We start from the raw sequence: 18,409 nt of genomic DNA on the forward strand, positions 1-18,409 counted from the left end.
CGAGGATATATATAGCAAAACTGCCGGTTCCAGGTTTCTGGGCCGGCAATTTTGCATTTACTTTATTTTAAAATGAAGTTTTTAATTTACTTCTTTTAATGAGTTATGGTCAATAAATAAATGTGCGTACGCAAAGTCTTGTTCATCGGACGCAAAAGCTGAGAATGTTAGCGTTGCTTCATTCACAATTGCTTTGAACGTAACAGTCTGTTTCACCCATTCAGCCTGTTTGCCTTCCAATTCAACATATGTTACAAAAGAACCTCCGGTGTAGTTAGACGTACTCACGAATGCTCGCTTTGCATAAGCAGGGACAAGTGGTCCTTGCGCGATGTTGCGAACAGTACTTGCTACGTAAAAAGTATAACTGTATTGTTTGCCTGGCTTCAAATTTTTAATAGTCGTCGTCACCCCGGACCATTCTTTGCCCGAATATGCGAAAATTGATCTTGACGTGCTGACAGTAATAATCGACGACATGTTTTGAATCCCAGGGATCGGCGGCAATGGCTTGGCCCATGGCAAAAGATTGCTACCCCACAAATGAGTCAAACTAGATGTTCCAGAAGGAAACGCTTGCAAGTCCGTAGAAAAGCTGGTGGTGCGCCTCTCCCAACCTGTTGGATACACATTAAATCCTGGTGTACCAGTGGTAGACTGAAGGATCGGGACTACGCCTAATGGGCCATTGGTTTTGAGACCTGAATTCTCATTTACCCCACCCACTTGCGCCTCCGGCGAAACAACATTTTCCTTCGAGCAGCTACCTAGCATCATCATGCAAGCCAGCCCTAATCCAAGCGGTAATTTTTTCATTACATCCATTTTTCTAAAATGTTTAAGTTGAACAATTGTTTTTCACTGGCTACAAATGAAATAGAGATGCATTGAATAAGTCGCTGAAAATGAGTGACCGAGCAGTTGGAGCTATTCTGCGGCGTAGGGGCGGTTTTTTATTTAAGAATTGTAATCAATGCATAGCAACTATTGCGTAATGCATTTCGCGATATAACTCGCATTTAAGGTAGTTTCCAAAAACAAGAAAAGCCGCCTCAGAAAATCTGAGACGGCTGATCAGTTCAATAAGTTACGATTTTATAGTACTACCATTTGTGGGGTAACGTGCATTTCTTTAAGTGAATTCCTATCCACGAAAAGATGGATGTAAGAATACCTGTTTCCTAGCTGTGTCAAACCTGAGAAGACAAATTTAGCGGAATTAGCTTTGGCCTTGAATGTAATTGTCTTTTTCAACCACGTAGCTTCTTTTCCGTAAAAGTAGACAGCGTTCGTTGAGCTTCCATTGTCAACATTGAACATCTTGATCTCTGCATATTTTGCGCATATCGATGTTGCTTGGTTACTTCCCAGCCCGGTAACAGTAGTGCTCGCCACATAAAATGTTACCGTATATGTTGTTCCCGGCTTTAAGTTATTTAGCGTTGTGAATACGCCCGATCTTTCTTTCGTCTGCTCAGGGTTTTGAGCATAGCTCGTGACCGTCACCATAGAATTTGCAGTTGGGTTGCCGGGAACCGGTGGAAGAGGCTTTACCCATTTTGGATTTATCAATGCGCTCCAGTTCTCAAGTCCCCAAACTGATGTGCGGGAGGACAAGCCCACAGGTATGGAAGGGTCGGTAAGTGGTCCGTCGAGTTTGGCCCAATCTATTGGCAACTTTTCATAACCTAGATTACCCGAGATTGTATTAGCAAAAGCAGGCAGCGCAGCCAGCTCACCCGCATTCGTCTTCGCGCCAGAATGTTCATTTACACTTCCTGCTTCTGGCTGCGGTGTCATTACATCTTCTTTCGAGCAGCTGCTGAATAGCAAGGCACCAGCCAGGCCGAGTGCCAGTGGGAATCGTTTTGTTACTTTCATTTTCATACAATTTGTAGTTGAACAATTATTTGTCAGCCACAAAAGAAGGTTCAAACAAAAGATATGACCGCGAAAAGTAAGTGCAAGGAGCGGTTCATTTATTCTGCGGAAAGACGCGTTTGGCTATGTGGACTTATGTAGGCGAGCAATTTGCAGGTATTACGAAATCAATACCTAGTTAATTCGCATTCCTAAATGAGAATTGGTTATCATGTGTTTTTATTTCAATTTCTAAGAATTAACGTAGGCTTGAAACGACAAAATCCCCTTTCGGGGATTTGTCTGTAAGAGGAGGATTATAATAATGAATGAGCTTATTACGCTTCCAGAACAAGCTCCCTGCGCTGTTGCTTTTTCTTTTTACGGTTTGCAAAACGCTCTTTTACCTTATCAACTACATAATATACACTAGGTACCAGGAATATCGTCAGCAATAACGAGCTCGTCAAACCACCTATAATTACCCAAGCCATACCGTTTTTCACTTCCGCACCGTCGCCAGAGGCCAGTGCGATCGGGAGCATACCCGCGATCATCGCGATGGTTGTCATCAGGATCGGGCGGAGACGTTCTTTGCCGGCTTCGATCAATGCGTCTTTTAATGCATGACCTTCTTCTTTTAACTGGTTGGTGAAATCGACGATCAGGATCGCATTTTTTGCTACCAGACCGAGGAGCATGATCATACCTACAATTGAGAAGATTGTCAAACTTTCCATTGTTAATGCCAATGCTGTCAATGCGCCGACCAATGCAACCGGGATCGAGAACAATACGACGAATGGGTAAATTGTACTTTCGTAAAGCGCTACCATGATCAGGTAAATAAGCACGATACCAAGAACCAGCGCCAGTCCAAGACTTCCAAATGCATCAGCCTGGTTTTTCAGGTCTCCACGGTATTCGATGAAAACACCTTCAGGAAGTTTGAAATTTGCCATTTTTGCCTGAATATCAGCACCGATCGAACCTGACGGGCGACCTACCACCTGAGAGTTAATACTGATCGAGCCCAAACGGTCGATACGTTGCAACACGCTTTCACCCATTCCTTCTTTCACAGTTGCGAACTGCGACAGTTCGAATGCCTGGCCGGAGCTATTTACAAAACTCAAATGGCGGATATCGTCGGCTGAGGAGCGGTTAAACTGGTCCAGCGTAACCATAATATCATATTCCTTACCATTTTCTTTGAACTTGGAACGGTCGTCGCCCCGGAATGCAGTTTGCAATGCAGCACCTACCTCGGCCGCATTAATGCCCAGTTGTGACATTTTCTCGCGATCCAACTGCACCCCTACTTCCGGTTTCGGATCATCCACAGAGTAATCGACGTTGGCAGTTCCTGGAACAGAAGCAACGATTTCCTTCACCTGCGCCGCCGTTTTACGGATCACCGCCATATCAGTACCTTTCACCGCAACCTGGATAGGTGCCTGGTTTGCATTACCGGTGATGGAGGTCGGAGCTACGGTCACTTTCACGCCAGGGATTTGCAGGATCTCTTTTTGAATTTCACTGCTAAAATCGTCCGCTGAAATAGTACGCTCTTTTTTATCAACCAATTGAACAGTCAAATCGGCAATATTGCTGCTTGAAGTTGTTCCTAATCCGGTGCTGCTGTACCCTACATTGGTAAACACTTTGGTCACTTCTTTTCTTCCCAAAAGCAATTTCTCAACGCGCTGCGCAACCTGATTGGTCTGATAAACGGATGCAGTAGGTGCCAATTCCAGCGAAACATTCAATTCGCCGCGATCACTTTGCTGCATAAATGCCGCTCCGATAAAACCGCCTGGTACCAATGCAATAGAGCCAATGATCAATGCCAGAGAACCAAGGAACACATATCTCTTGTGACCCAATACCCAGGTCAGCAACCGGCCGTATTCCTCTTTAATCCTATCCAGGAAATTCTCAAAACCAATGTTCAGTCTACCCCAAAGTGTGTTTTTATCCAAAACTTCTATTTTACCAAAACGCGAAGCCAGAAGTGGGGTAAGTGTAAATGATACGAACAAACTCATCAATGTCGAGAATACAACTACCAGGGAGAATTCACGCAGAATGTTACCGATCAAACCCGAAGTCATCGCAAGCGGCACGAATACCACGACGTCAACCAAGGTGATCGCAAGCGCTGTAAAGCCAATCTCAGCACGACCATCCAATGCAGCTTTCCATCTGCTCTTGCCCATTTCCATGTGGCGGTTGATGTTTTCCAGGACTACGATCGAGTCATCGACCAGGATACCAACTACCAGCGACAGCGCCATCAAAGTCATCAAATTCAGCGAAAAGCCCAGTAAGCTCATCATAATGAACGTCGGGATCATTGACGAAGGCAATGCAACGAGGATGAACATGGAGCTACGGAAGCTGTGCAGGAACATCAGCATCACGATCGACACGATCAGTACCGCCAGTCCAAGGTCAAATACAACAGCATCGGCCGAAGCAAGCGTATAGATCGATTGGTCGGATGCAATATTGAATTTCAATCCTGCCGACTCATATTGTTTCTCCAAAGTAGTCAAACGCTCCTGCGTCAGCTTACTCACTTCCACTGCATTGGCGTCCGATTGTTTCTGAATTTGCAGCGCCACAGAAGGTTTTCCATTAATGTGGTTTACCGCGGTTGCGTCAGCAGTACCGTCATATACTTCGGCAATATCTTTCAGAAAAACCTGTCCGCCCGATGCATTACGGCCCACAATCACATTCCTCAGGTTTTCAACAGTAGTCAGTTTCGCGTCAAACCGAATCGAAAGCTGATCTTCCTGGGTTTTCACCTGACCTGCCGGAAACGAAGTATTCGCATTGTTGATCGCCGCCGAAACCTGTGCTATTGACAAGCGATACGCTTTTAATTTATCCTGTCTGATATTTACCTGAATCTGGCGCTCGGTACCACCGATAATGGTCACCTGACCAACACCGGTTACATTCGAAAGTTGCGGTTTCAGTTTGTCGTCGATCAGGTCATATAGTGCCGACGGCGACATATTCGCGGTAACCCCCATTCTCAAAACCGGGATTTCGTCAGTTGAGAATTTGTTGATTACAGGGCGGTCGGCGTCATCGGGTAAAAGTGAAATCACCTGCTCCACTTTGCGCTGTGCTTCCTGCTGCGCCAGATCGACGCTTATACCTTGTTTCAACTGAATAACCACAGACGAAACGCCTTCCTGAGAAGTTGAATTGATCTGGTCCAAACCTTCGATCGCCGAAACAGCGTCCTCGATATGTTTGGTTACGTTAGTTTCGACTTCATCCGCAGCCGCGCCGCGATAGGTCGTCATTACACTCACTACATTGGCCTCGAACTTTGGTAACAAGTTGTATGACAATTGTTTATAGCTGATCACACCAAATAGTATCAACACCGTGAATACTACTATGATGAAGAGCGGTCTTTTTACTGCTACTTCGGTGATTGACATTTTCTTATTCTTTTATTGATGAAAACTATTTGGTAACATTAACCGCCGCACCTTCGCTCAGGTTGATCTGGCCAGTTGTGATCACAGTTTCGCCTGATTGTAATCCCGACAAAACCTCGATATTATCCCCCAATTCGCGCCCAACCTGAATTTTGCGACGTTTTGCAATACCATTTTCCACGGCATATACATAAGGATTACGCACACTTTCAACCAATGCACTTCTCGGGATCAGCAATGCATTCTGACTGCTTTTCTGCTTAAATTCTACGGAAACGAATGTTCCGGCGCGCAGCTGATTTGAATTCTTGATCACAATCTCAACCGGATAGTTGTGCGATTCGTCACCTTGCGGAGCGATATAAGAGATCACACCGTCGATCTTTTTATCAGGGAAAATGCTGGTACCTACCGAAACATGCTGTCCTTCTTTCAATTTATAAACATCATTTTCAGAGATCATCACCTGCACTTTCAGGCGTGACATATCCAGAATAGTGCCCAGTGAAGTTCCTACATTCACAAATTCGCCCGGCTCAATGTTCTTCTTGATCACGCGGCCGCTAATCGGTGCTGCTACTACTGCGTCGTTGATCTGCTGTTTGATCTGCTCGGCCTGGTTCAATGCATTCTCGTAATTGTATTTTGTATCTGTAACCTGCACTTCGGTGGCTGCGTTCCCTGCCAAAAGCTTGTTATAGCGTTCCGTATCTTTTTTCAACTTATTGATATTCAACTCAGTTGCTTCCAGTGAAAGCTCTTTCAGTTTGCTATCCACTTTTACAAGCGTTGCGCCTTGCGAAACGTAGCTTCCGAGGTCATATTTAACAGATAACACCTTACCCGCAGAGGTCGCCATAATTTCGGCTTCCTTAAATGGGATCAGGCTACCGGTACGAACCAGCTGCTGATCTGTGCTACCCTCTTTTACAGCCACTGCTGTCACCGGAATCGTTACATTTTTGTTATCCGGCATTACTTTCTTCGCGTCCATTTTGGACTTGTTCGCTACCAGACGGAACCCGATTAAGAGTCCGATTATAAGTATGGAGCTGGCTATTATTATTTTCCTTTTCATGATCAATTTTGAATGACTGAATGATTGAATGAGTGAATCCGCCGTGGAACGGGACTGAATGATTCTGTTTTGAGTTGCTAATGACTTAATGACTACTAATGACAACCAATGACTTTTATGACAACCAATGACTTTTACGGTAATGCTGTATAGAAGTTGTTCAGGCTGCCCTGTGACTGTTCCAGACCTAGTTTGGCTTGGTAGTAACTTAGCATCGAGTTGATGTAGTTGCTTTGCGCTTCTTTATATGAAGTTTCGGCGTTTAGCAGGTCGGATAAGGTCACGGTGCCTTCTTTGTATTGCAATGTGGTTACGTCGTAAACCTCTTTTGCCAAAGTCACATTGGCTTCGTCGTTGCCCAGGTTCAGTTTTGCTTTTTGCAGCTGCGTTGTAGCATTATTATTTTGCAGCTCGTAGTTCTGCACATTCAGTTTGAGTTGTTCATTTTGGGTCAAAAGATTCAGATCAGCCTGCTTGTATTGCGCGTCTCTTCTGAAACTGTCAAAAATCGGGATCGACAATTTCACACCGATTGCGCCAAAACTGAACCAGTTCCCCCAGGATTCACCCAGACTTTGTCCCAGCGACTGCAAACCATATCTTCCGTAAACAGACAATTTCGGAAGGTAACCCGCTTTGATCCGCTCTTTTTCCAGCGATTGCAATTCCATATTGATATTCTGGATCTTGAAATCAGTCAGGTTAGAAGCATCAAACTTTTCGGGTTCTACCAGTTTAAAAGGCTGTTCAAGCGGATTGTCCGTCAGTACAAGCTGCTCGGCAAGCGACATTCCCATTGCAAATTTTAGTTGGTTCTGGGACAAAATCAGATTGCTTTCCGCCAGCGTCAGTTGTGATTTGATATTGTTCAAACTTACCTGCGTGCGGTCGAAATCCACTTTCTTGATCACCCCGTTATCCAGCTGCAATTGCAGGGTACCTAGTATCTGCTGCGTTTTTTCGAGGTTATCTTTCAAAAGGTCGATCTGCGCTTGCGTCACGAAAACCTGATAATATGCGTCGGTAACATTGAAAATGATATTCTCTTTCGTCTTCTGAGAATTGAGTTCCGCATTGGCCAGGTTCGGCTTGTTTGCCTTAATCCCCACCAAAAGCGCCTGGTCAAAAATCACCTGATCGGCCTGAGCTGAAACGTTAGTCGAATACTTGGTACCCAATGCAACGCGGCGATCTTCACCACCGAACAAAGCCCCCGGCAATACAGTAGACTGCAACTTGATGTTATCATCCAAAGCGCCGCTACCCGCTACCTGCGGCAAGTAACCAGCCAGTGCTTCCCTACCCTGCTGCACTGCAATGCTCTCCTTATATTGCGCAATCTTGACATTTCCATTATTCTTGATCCCATACGCAATGCAATCTTTCAGACTCAATTGAGTCTGCGCCGAGGAAGGGAGCGCGGCGGCTATTGCGAGGATTGCGATAATCCATTTACTTCTCATTGTTCTGATCATTATTAGTTGTGCTAATCCCTTTTTAGTTGACCCGTCTACTGGTGACATATCAACTATTAATATAAATTTTTTTATTTCTCGATCACTGCTGCAACTCTGTCCAGGTAACTGATGAAAGTCTTGCGTTCTTCATCCGTAAAATGCCCCATTACCTGATTGTCGAATGCGATTACCAGCGCCTGAATTCTTTCACATACGAATTTCCCACTGGTTGTAAGCGATACCATATTCTTTCTTTTGTCCTCAATGTCACTTTCGATCTTCAAAAACCCGTCTTTGTGCAAAGTCTGCACTGAACGCTGGATTCCTGCTTTATCCTTTTGAAGTACATTCGCAATATCCTGCTGGGTCATTGCGTGTTCCTGGAAATACGCAACCATTAAGATAGGCAGCTGCTCGGCCAATACAGGAATACCTTCCTGTACCAACTGCGCATTCATTTTCTTGAAAACCGTCTTCGTTACAAGCCCTAGTTTAAACTGAAGAGAGTTTTTCATCTCCTCTTTCAAACCGCAAAATCTATCTATTGTAGCATTCATGATGGTGCAAATGTAAATTGTGTTGATATATCAACCAAATTATTTGAGAAATAGTTTTTGAATGGCAAAAAATTTAGGCTGAATGGTTTTTAACATCTCATAAACAAAAAAACCCCGGACTGAAGTCCGGGGCAATTGATTGTTTGATGTCTTAATGCATTACTTCCCTAGTGTTTTGATCAGCATTCCTTTGGTAACCTTGTCCGAAAGGCCCATTCCGTTGATGATCGAAAGTTCGTCCATCTTGTTGTCTGGCTGGCCAATATCTTTCAGTGCATCCTTCAATGAACCGTCGCGCTGCACTGTTTTAATGCGGATACGTTCGGGTTGTCTGTTCAGGATATTGGGGTCGGATACCGATTTAAAACCTTGCGCTACTGACTTGAACTGACTAAGGTTTCCGGCAAAATTCGCTGCCTGCGCCACACCGTGAATCACATAAATATTACCCCCGTACTGAATTACCCAGCTCGCTACCTGAATGGAGTTCTGGGTTGGAGCGGCTTGCTGACCTGATTGTGTTTGAGCTGCCTGCGTTGAAATCATTACAATCGCAGGATTTCCATTAATCGTAGTTTTATTATTTTCCGAAACCTGCAAACCGTAATTTTTAACAACAGTCTGCGCTGCTTCTTCTAGCGACTTACCTTCTGCCATTGCAAAAAGCATCATCGACTTCCCTCCTTTTGGCGCCATTTGAAACTGAGCAGGTGAATTTTCATATTGCCAACCGCTTGGTACCGGAAACTGGAATTTCAATTCGGGATGGTAAAACTGGTTGTTTTCTACAAAACCCTGTTTTGGATCAGTACCATATATGATGCCGTCGATCTTGCGGAGATATGTGTCGCGGTTGACATTGTACTTGCCAGGATGCTCGGTTTGATATTGCGTCGCCAGCTTTTCCACCTTATTCTTCCTGTCGCCCGGATCCGGGTGAGTTGACTGGAATGTCGGAATCGCCTGTCCCGATTTGTCGCTGATCTTTTTAAGGGTACCAAAGAAATCAGCCATTTCCTTCGCATCGTAACCAATCTTGCTGGAATACTCCACACCGATTTTATCAGATTCGGTTTCGTGCTCGCGGCTATAACTCAATAGCAGCATTCCCAAAGCCTGTTGCGTTTGCTCCGCCAATCCGCGAACTGTTTCCGAAAGCACCATTCCCGCCATTAATCCTACCTGACCGAAAATCTGTGAAGTTTGCTGCCGGGCGGAATGTCGTGCCGTAATGTGACCGATCTCGTGGCCCAGTACACCTGCGAATTCTGCCTCATTATTAAAGTGCGCCATAATACCCCTTGTGAAGTATACGTAACCGCCGGGCACTGCGAATGCATTCACTACCGGAGAGTCGACAATGAAGAATTGGTATGGTAAATCGGGGCGGTGGGAGATGTTGGCCATCGCTTTTCCCTTCTCATTAATAAAGGATTGCAGGTTTTTATCATCATAAACACCCATTGTAGCCACAATAGAAGGATGGGATTCCGCTCCGAGCGCGATCTCCTTTTCCTTTGACATAAAAATAATTTCCTTCTTTCCTGTGACGGGGTTTTTAGAACATCCGGTAAATAAGCTCACTGTTGCCAGGCCGGCAAGTAAGGTAATGTGAAATTTCATTTTCATACAATTCGAAAAATGATTGTTATTAAAGGAGTCGGTCAAATGTAATCTGAGCTATTACACTAAATAAAGAATCATGCCAAGTGAACCGGGCCCAAACGTAATGAATGCATTTAAATATATTTCCCTTAACTCGGCATATTCTTTAAATTACGCCGCACTGGTATAATAGTTGTTGCTTTAATGTCCACAAACCCGCTGCGCTGATGTATCTATTTTTTACACTATGAATTTGAAAAAGACAACATTCAGTCTCCTGCCCCGGTGGCTCGTCAAGTTCGACTTCTTTGGCGTTTTCGAAAAAGATCCGTTCGGCAATTATCTGATATTCAAAAGATTACTGGTATTTATATTAGGCTGGTTTACTTTTTACCGATACACTGCTGTCAATAAAATCACGATTATTGGCGGCGACCAGCTCCTCGACCTGCCTGATCACGGCGTGCTTTTCCTGTCCAATCACCAGACCTATTTTGCCGATGTAATTGCTTTGTACCATATTTTTTGCGCAGCCAAATGGGGCTACAAGGATACGATCCGGCCGCCATTCTACCTCTTTTCGCCTCGCGCCAGGTGTTATTATGTTGCGGCTTCGGAAACAATGAAAGAAGGTATTTTGCCCAAACTATTCAGTATGGGCGGCGCTATCACAATTGAAAGATCGTGGCGGGCAAATGGCGAGAGTGTAAAAAGAGAGCTCGACAACTCTGCTCAAGACCGTATCGGAATGGGCTTAAAACACGGTTGGGTGATCAGTTTTCCGCAGGGAACTACGAAACCGTATGCCCCTGTACGTAAGGGAACTGCGCATTTAATCAAGGAACATCAGCCTATTGTAGTTCCTGTCGTGATCAACGGGTTCAGGCGCGCATTTGATAAAAAAGGATTACGGTTTAAGAAAAGAAACACGAAGCTGACCGTTCATTTTAAGCCTCCCATGCATTTCCTGCCTGACGAGTCGGTTGAAAGTATGGTAGCGCGGGTAACCAAAGCGATTGAACAGGAAGTGCCGGGAGAAGGTCTTGCTGCCATTGAAAATTAACCTGGTACACATTTTACTACTTGCTGTTTATGGGAAAAAAAGTATTGATCACAGGCGGTACCGGCCTGATCGGAAAGCGCTTGACACAACTTTTGTTGGAGAGAGGTTATGAAGTGGCCTACCTGAGCCGCAGCAAGAAGTCAGTTCCTTCGGTGACAGTTTTTCAATGGGATATTGATAAAAATTATATTGAAGAAGGCGCGCTGGAAAATACGCATTTCCTGGTTCACCTTGCCGGTACGGGCGTAGCAGAAAAGCGCTGGACCGACGAGCAGAAAAAAAGCATTATTTCCAGCCGGGTAGACACGATTAAGCTGGTTGCAGAAAAATTAAAAGAGAAGAATATTCGTCCCGCTGCATTTATATCGGCCTCCGGGAGCAGCTACTATGGAGAAGACAGTGGCGAAACGCGGAACACGGAAAATTCGCCGCCGGGAAACGATTTTCTTTCTCACGTGACTATCGTTTGGGAAAAAGCGGCCGACGCAGTCGCTGAGCTCGGTGTGCGGACTGTAAAACTAAGAACGGGAATCATACTAAGTGATGAAGGCGGTGCCTTGAAGCAAATCGCTGCGCCTGCGAAGTTGGGCCTAGGAGCGCCGCTGGGTTCGGGAAAGCAGTGGCTGAGCTGGATTCACCTGGACGATATCTGCAATATGTACATTCAGGCAATGGAGAACGAAACCTGGCACGGCGCCTACAACGCGATCACAGGAGCAGTAACCAATGAAGATTTCACAAAACTGATCTGTAAAGTACTCGATAAACCGCAATGGGCCCCGCACGTACCCGCTTTTGCATTAAAGCTCGCATTCGGAGAAATGGCCAATGTGGTACTGGGCAGCAGTTATTTGATCAATAAAAGAATTAAGGAAGAGACTGATTTTAAATATCAATATCCTGATTTAAAGGGTAGTTTGGAGGAAATATTGCGGTGAACTTTTAACTTCATTCCTCCTCTTCTTCCTCCTGAACCGATAAAACCTGAGAAGTGGTCAGCCACTTGTCTCGCTGCAACTTACCACGAAAATCGTCCATTACGTTCAACTGGATATTACCGTTACTGAAAACGGACATTTGTAATCCCACAAATGATAAAGCTTCATTCAGCCGGTTTTCCAGCGGCTCGTTGGTAAAAATGCATTCTTTCCAATACCATTCGAGCGTTTCGCCAGCCACTTCTTCTACAATGCTGATATAATCTTCGATGGTATAACCGATAAACGGTTTACCAAAACGCACCCAAAGCAGCCGCATTACATCGTCCAGCGATTGTTCGTGGTTTGTCCTTTTTCTTAAATAAAGATCCAGGATCATAGCGACCAATGCACCTTTGTGATAAACTGAGACTTTACGGTCGGGAATACCTTTTTCGTAACCGTCGAGCCACAGATCGAAAGAAGATTCGGCGAGCGACTGAGCGGCGTGTGCGCTATTTTCGAAATGACGCTTCATATATACCTGCAATTCTTTCACATAACCTTCATCTGTAAAAACGCCCGCGCGTCTTAGAAAAAGATCTCCGTAATAAGTAGTGCAACCTTCCGCCACGAAGCAGGTACGGAAGTAATTTTCTTTGGTAAAATCATAAGGCAAAAGCTCTTTCGGGCGAATGCGGATGATATTCCAGGTGTGAAAAAGCTCGTGTGAACTTACGCCCAGCAGATCAGAATAGAGTCCCTCGCCCTCGTCATCGGGCCCGAGCACGATCATCGTTGAATTTTGATGTTCTACGCCGTGGTAAAATGCAGTTGGTAATATGAGGTTCAGAAAATGATATTCAGTCTCAGGAAAATCTCCCATCATCGCGATCTGTTCCCTCGAAAACCGACGAAAATCCCTTTCGATCCGCCGCCAGTTGGGTCGCAGGTTACCATGCATCCAGATCTTGAATTGCACTCCTCTAACGTTGTATTCACACTTTTGTAAGGATTGAGACGCCAGCAACGGACTATCAACCAACTGATAAAAATCTTTGGCAACCAATATATTCTCTCCACCGGAAGGTAGCCCACAGGCAATCTGATAACCGGCCGGCAATGCAAGACTTATTTCATAAGGATCGGTAATGCGACCCTCGGTATACATGCAGAAATTGACGAAATTAAGATACCAAAGCTCCTCGTCCACATAGCTGCTTCCCGCGTTTTGAATTACGGCATGATAGGAATAGCGTATCTTCACCTCTTTCTGATCTGCGGTTCCAACCTGCCAGCGGTCTTTCGTTACTTTGTGAATAGGCAGTTTATCGCCGGTTGCAGAGATAGCTTCAACAAATTGAATATTTTTGGCAAAATTTTGAAGTTCATAACGTCCCGGGCGCCAGGCAGGTAGTTGAATCTCAATAAAGTCGGTGGTAATGCCTGGTATGGTGTAGGTAATTAAAAGAAAGTGTGACTGCGGATCGGCTACCGAGATATGATAATGCATAAAATTGTATAATAATATAAGAGGGGCCTGGGCGGGAAAACCTGATAAACCAAAAACTAAGCCTCAGTCGTTACCAGTTAACAATACGATAAAATAAATGATTTTAAGATGAAAAGCAAAATCCTCCTCAGCTGCACACTGCTGTTTACTATTCTAATTAGCCCTGCTCTTTTTGCCCAAAACGACGAATATTACCGCCCTGATTCACTGAGAAGGGAGACGCCGGGCGAGCCAAAGGAATATACTCCCAAAGACACAAACAGGGTTGCCGAGAAAAAGCCGGTAGTTGAATTTAAACAACTGCCGTTTATCGAAAGGCTGCGCGCAGGCGGCGGATTCGGGCTCAGCTTGGGCACTTTTACAAACATCAACCTGTCGCCGATGGTCGGTTACGAGCTGACAGAAAAGCTGGTTGGCGGCGTTGGAATCACTTATATGTTCTTCAAACAGCGGTATTTTGATGCTTACAGTTATTATGGCGGCAAAGGTTTTTTAATGTATAATGTGATCAAGCCGATCAACCTGATCGCCGAAGTGGAGCCTTTAAATGTGGTGGGAAATTACCAGAAAAGGCAATGGATCGTGTCGCCAATGCTTGGGGCAGCCTATTCTGTTCCTACCGGGGGGCGCATTGCAAAGGCTGTTCATTTTACACTATTATACAATTTCAATTATTACAACCAGGTCGATAACTCCGCCGGCCCGGCTGCTGCGATTACGAATCTGTCTCCTTACGGAAGTCCGGTTGTATTCCGCATTACCTTATTATAGGATTACAGGAGTTTATCTCAAAGGGCTTTTGGCCTAAAATTTTTGTCTTCATTTGAACTCTTCGTGCAAATGGAGACTTTTTCTTTCTACTAACTACAACTATGGAAAATCCCGTTTTAATTTTTGGCGCCGGCGATCTTGGAGTCCAGGCCCTCGATATTTTCAGAAGGAATAATGTACTGGTCTACGGCCTGCTCGACGATACCACTGAATTACATGGTAAAGAATTTGGAGATGTAAACGTACTCGGTTCCACAGATGACACCGGTTATTTGAGTATTCTCGGATCCAAATGTGAGGCTTTTGTGGCGATCGGCGATAAGGTAGTCCGGGAGAGGCTGGTAGAAACATTGACTGATGAGTACAAGGCAATGCCCGTGAATGCAGTTCATGATACCGCAGTGATTTCCGGAATGTCTGCGATTGGTCACGGAAATCTTATTGGAGCAAGAGTTATCGTCGGGGCGAAAACAGTTGTTGGTCACCATTGTCTGATACAGACTGCGTCTGTGCTGGATACGTCGGTTCGTGTTGGTGATTTCGTTACCATCGGAACTGGCGCAATCATTAATGATCGCGTTGTTATAAATGATGGTGCCTTTATCGGTTCCGGTGTGATTATTGTTGCCGGCATTGAAATTGGAAAGAATGCAAGAATTGGAGCAGGCTCCGTAGTAGTCGAGAACGTGCCGGCCGGGGCAACCTACTTTGGAAATCCAGCTAAGAAGATTTGACAAAATTCCGTCACATCTTTTTTATTAATATCAAACACATTACCTTTGCACTCCTTTTTGAGAGCATAAAGTGAAAGAGCTAAGTAAATACAACATAGACATTTACGGTTTGGAAGACAAACAGTATGACTATGATATGGAGTCAGGAGATGCTTTTTTTGAAGAATTGGATCAGGATCTGATAGAGCGTGGACACTTCAAAACGCATGTTGTCCTGAATAAATCAGCCACTATGATCCAGCTTCAGTTCCATACTGAAGGAGCGGTTACATTAATTTGCGACCGAAGTCTGGAGCCCTTCGAAGAGCCCATCAATTTGGATGACCGGATTATTTTGAAATTCGGCGATCACGATGAAGAGCTGACGGAGGAGATCGAAATGATCAACAGGAATACGAATAAGATCAACGTTGCGCGCTATTTATTTGATTTCATAGCGCTCTCGCTTCCTACTAAAAAGATCCATCCGGATTTAAGGAGTGATGAAGACGAACTGGATCTGGAAGATGACGAGGAAGAAGTGATACTGGTATATTCATCAGCGGAAACGGAAGAAGAAGAATCAGGTGAAGAAGAAAAAATAGACCCCCGCTGGGAAGCATTGAAAAAGCTGAAAGGCGAGTAAAGAGTGATCCGATACAGGTATTTCAGCAAAAGAAGAGCCGGTACCGTGAGGAGCCGGTACCGTTGGCTGAAGCCAACGGAAATGCAGTAAGCAATCAATTACCGCCGGCTTTAGCCGACGGAGAAAACAAAGAAAGACCCGGTACCGTCGGCTAAAGCCAACGGAAATTTATAAGCAATCAATTACCGCCGGCTTCAGCCGACGGAACACAAAGAAAGACCCAGATACCGTCGGCTAAAGCCAACGGAAATTTATAAGCAGTCAATTACCGCCGGCTTCAGCCGACGGAGAAAAGAAAGACCAGATACCGTCGGCTAAAGCCAACGGAAATTTATAATCAGTCAATTCCCGCCGGCTTCAGCCGACGGACTTTTAAAAAGAAAAAACAAAACAATTAGACATAAAGCATCATGGCACATCCTAAGCGGAGACATTCTACAACACGTCGCGATACACGCAGAGCGCATGACTTCCTTACAGGAAAGCAACTTGGCACTGATTCTTCAACAGGAGAAATCCACCAGCTACACCGTGCCCACGTTCACGAAGGCAACCTGGTTTACAGAGGAAAAGTTGTAGTTGAGAACTACACCAAAACAGTTTAGTATCAGTCTGTGAACATGCCAATTTCGCAACAACCCTATAAAAGTTGTTGCGAAATTCTTTTTTACTACGGCACATCTGCTAAATTTACACCTTCGATTTCTAACTTATTAGTCTAAAATAACAGCGTGTAAATGAAAATTGCGGTAGATGCTATGGGGGGAGATTTAGCTCCACAAGCAATTGTTGAGGGGGTTATTCAAGCCTCTTCTGAGCTACCATCCGAGGCGAGAATCGTTTTAATCGGACGTGAGAGTGTGATCTGGGACTTATTTAACCAGCACAATTTCACCCCTACTAATGTTGACGTCGTTCACGCAGAAGATGTTATTGAGATGGGCGAGCATCCTACAAAAGCGCTATCTCAAAAACCGAACTCCAGTATCGGTGTTGGTTTTAAACTTCTCAAAGAAAAGGAAGTTGACATATTCTGCAGCGCGGGAAACACGGGTGCGATGCACGTAGGAGCTCTTTTCAGCATCAAGGCAATTGAAGGAATATTAAGACCGGCCATCGCTGGATTCGTTCCACAGGTGGATGGCGGCTATTCGATTATGCTCGATATTGGCGCGAATGCAGATTGCAAGCCAGAGGTTCTTGCACAGTTTGGTGAAATCGGATCTATTTTCGCCCAATACACTTTCCAGATCGAACGTCCCCGGGTTGCTTTAATGAATATCGGGGAAGAGGAACAAAAAGGCTCTCTTACCTCGCAGGCCACCTACCCGCTCCTCAAACAAAATAAGCGCATTAACTTTATAGGAAATATAGAAGGGAAAGATCTCTTCACTAATAAAGCCGACGTAATTGTTACCGATGGTTTTACTGGAAATATATTATTCAAGCTGGGAGAATCCTTGTACGAAATCTCTAAAAAAAGAGGTTTTCAGGATGATTTTATCGACCAGACAAATTACGAATCAATCGGAGGCAGTTCTATAATAGGAGTAAACGGAAACGTCATGATAGCACATGGGGTTTCATCGCCTTTGGCTATCAGAAATATGATAGGCTGGGCGTATAAACAGGTTAAGTCCAAAGCATATTTGCATATATTACAAGCACTGAGTTAGTCTGAAACCACCTATGATTAAACAGCAACTGTCTCTTTTACCAAAACCTATTCGGATTTTGAATAGTTAATTTTATCATGACCCATATAAAAGCCTCTATAACAGGAATACAAGGGTATGTGCCTGATTATATTTTGACGAATGCCGAGTTGGAAACAATGGTTGCGACGAATGATGAATGGATTGTGAGTCGCACAGGTATTAAAGAAAGGCGTATTCTGAAAGGTGAAGGTTTAGGAAGCTCACATATGGGTGCTGAGGCAGTGAAAGGTTTGTTAGAAAAAACCAACACGAGCCCCGCAGAAATCGATTTGTTGATTTGTGCAACTACTACTCCCGACTTCATATTCCCTTGTACCGCAAACCTGATCTGTGATATGGTCGGCATTCGAAATATCGGGAGTTTTGATATCCAGGCCGCCTGCTCGGGTTTTCTTTACGCTTTGACACTGGGTACCCAGTTTATTGAAACAGGAAAATATAAGAAGGTAATTATTGTAGGTAGTGATAAAATGTCCGCGATTGTGGACTATACCGACAGGAAGACCTGCATACTTTTCGGAGACGGAGCCGGCGCTGTACTGCTCGAACCTGATACCGAAGGAAATGGCGTAATTGACTCGATCATCAAATCTGATGGAGCAGGTTATCCTTATCTGAACCAAAAAGCCGGAGGAAGCCGCTACCCTCCCACACACGAGACGATTGACAACCGCCAGCATTTTGTATTCCAGGATGGTGCTCAGGTGTTTAAATTTGCAGTTACCAATATGGCTGACGTTTCGGCTGAAATCATGGAACGCAACGGACTGACAGGTGCAGATATCAGCTGGCTGGTACCTCATCAGGCCAATCGTCGGATCATCGAAGCTACTGCCAACAGAATGGGCGTAGGCATGGATAAGGTCATGATGAATATTCAGAAATATGGCAATACCACTGCCGCGACCATCCCACTTTGTTTGTGGGATTACGAATCACAATTAAAAAAAGGAGATAACCTGGTACTCGCGGCTTTCGGCGGCGGATTTACCTGGGGTTCCATTTATTTGAAATGGGCTTACGACCCCAAATAGGCTATCCTTAATA

Annotated in this window: 16 protein-coding genes; 8 read left to right on the top strand and 8 right to left on the bottom strand. The window is 44.7% G+C overall.

Annotated features, from left to right (window positions below):
• Window positions 1–81: 81 nt before the first annotated feature.
• From KOD92_RS17555 to KOD92_RS17585, 7 genes are all read right to left on the bottom strand, one after another.
• On the bottom strand, window positions 82–825 hold the full coding sequence (locus KOD92_RS17555; protein ID WP_215234901.1) for a hypothetical protein: 744 nt from the start codon (window positions 823–825) through the stop codon (window positions 82–84).
• A gap of 270 nt (window positions 826–1,095) precedes the next feature.
• Window positions 1,096–1,887 (bottom strand): hypothetical protein, encoded by a 792-nt coding sequence (locus KOD92_RS17560; protein WP_215234902.1) that lies wholly within the window; start codon window positions 1,885–1,887, stop codon window positions 1,096–1,098.
• Window positions 1,888–2,198: 311 nt separating this feature from the next.
• Complete coding sequence (locus KOD92_RS17565; RefSeq protein ID WP_215234903.1) at window positions 2,199–5,324, bottom strand: efflux RND transporter permease subunit; 3,126 nt, start codon at window positions 5,322–5,324, stop codon at window positions 2,199–2,201.
• Window positions 5,325–5,349: 25 nt separating this feature from the next.
• Entirely contained in the window at window positions 5,350–6,402 is a 1,053-nt protein-coding gene (locus tag KOD92_RS17570) for an efflux RND transporter periplasmic adaptor subunit (protein WP_215234904.1), read from the bottom strand.
• Between the two features lie 134 nt (window positions 6,403–6,536).
• Window positions 6,537–7,877 carry a TolC family protein gene (locus KOD92_RS17575; RefSeq protein WP_310589447.1) on the bottom strand — a complete coding sequence of 447 codons (1,341 nt, stop codon included), beginning with the start codon at window positions 7,875–7,877 and terminating at the stop codon, window positions 6,537–6,539.
• 71 nt (window positions 7,878–7,948) lie between these two features.
• Window positions 7,949–8,416, bottom strand: coding sequence for a MarR family winged helix-turn-helix transcriptional regulator (locus KOD92_RS17580; RefSeq protein ID WP_215234905.1), 468 nt, complete (start codon window positions 8,414–8,416; stop codon window positions 7,949–7,951).
• Window positions 8,417–8,575: 159 nt separating this feature from the next.
• Window positions 8,576–10,039 carry a M48 family metalloprotease gene (locus KOD92_RS17585; protein ID WP_229254728.1) on the bottom strand — a complete coding sequence of 488 codons (1,464 nt, stop codon included), beginning with the start codon at window positions 10,037–10,039 and terminating at the stop codon, window positions 8,576–8,578.
• 229 nt (window positions 10,040–10,268) lie between these two features.
• On the opposite strand from KOD92_RS17585, the gene KOD92_RS17590 reads away from it, so the two are divergent.
• Together KOD92_RS17590 and KOD92_RS17595 are read left to right on the top strand one after the other, a co-directional pair.
• Complete coding sequence (locus tag KOD92_RS17590; protein WP_215234907.1) at window positions 10,269–11,084, top strand: lysophospholipid acyltransferase family protein; 816 nt, start codon at window positions 10,269–10,271, stop codon at window positions 11,082–11,084.
• Between the two features lie 29 nt (window positions 11,085–11,113).
• The gene (locus tag KOD92_RS17595; protein WP_215234908.1) at window positions 11,114–12,022 is read left to right on the top strand and encodes a TIGR01777 family oxidoreductase; all 909 of its coding nucleotides are present in this window, start codon (window positions 11,114–11,116) and stop codon (window positions 12,020–12,022) included.
• Between the two features lie 10 nt (window positions 12,023–12,032).
• On the opposite strand, the gene KOD92_RS17600 is transcribed toward KOD92_RS17595, so the two are convergent.
• Entirely contained in the window at window positions 12,033–13,514 is a 1,482-nt protein-coding gene (locus KOD92_RS17600; RefSeq protein ID WP_215234909.1) for a M61 family metallopeptidase, read from the bottom strand.
• 108 nt (window positions 13,515–13,622) lie between these two features.
• Between KOD92_RS17600 and KOD92_RS17605 the strand changes: the two genes are divergently transcribed.
• From KOD92_RS17605 to KOD92_RS17630, 6 genes are all read left to right on the top strand, one after another.
• Window positions 13,623–14,285, top strand: a complete 663-nt coding sequence (locus KOD92_RS17605; protein WP_215234910.1) for a hypothetical protein — start codon at window positions 13,623–13,625, stop codon at window positions 14,283–14,285.
• Between the two features lie 101 nt (window positions 14,286–14,386).
• Window positions 14,387–15,019 (top strand): NeuD/PglB/VioB family sugar acetyltransferase, encoded by a 633-nt coding sequence (locus KOD92_RS17610; RefSeq protein WP_215234911.1) that lies wholly within the window; start codon window positions 14,387–14,389, stop codon window positions 15,017–15,019.
• A gap of 70 nt (window positions 15,020–15,089) precedes the next feature.
• Window positions 15,090–15,644, top strand: coding sequence for a YceD family protein (locus tag KOD92_RS17615; RefSeq protein WP_229254729.1), 555 nt, complete (start codon window positions 15,090–15,092; stop codon window positions 15,642–15,644).
• Between the two features lie 410 nt (window positions 15,645–16,054).
• The gene (gene rpmF, locus KOD92_RS17620) at window positions 16,055–16,249 is read left to right on the top strand and encodes a 50S ribosomal protein L32 (RefSeq protein WP_215234912.1); all 195 of its coding nucleotides are present in this window, start codon (window positions 16,055–16,057) and stop codon (window positions 16,247–16,249) included.
• 132 nt (window positions 16,250–16,381) lie between these two features.
• A complete protein-coding gene (plsX, locus tag KOD92_RS17625; RefSeq protein WP_215234913.1) occupies window positions 16,382–17,320 on the top strand; it encodes a phosphate acyltransferase PlsX in 939 nt (312 codons plus the stop codon).
• Window positions 17,321–17,397: 77 nt separating this feature from the next.
• Window positions 17,398–18,396, top strand: coding sequence for a beta-ketoacyl-ACP synthase III (locus tag KOD92_RS17630; protein WP_215234914.1), 999 nt, complete (start codon window positions 17,398–17,400; stop codon window positions 18,394–18,396).
• Window positions 18,397–18,409 lie beyond the last annotated feature (13 nt).

It is taken from the genome of Dyadobacter linearis, from assembly GCF_907165045.1.
Classification (GTDB): Bacteria; Bacteroidota; Bacteroidia; order Cytophagales; family Spirosomataceae; genus Dyadobacter; species Dyadobacter linearis.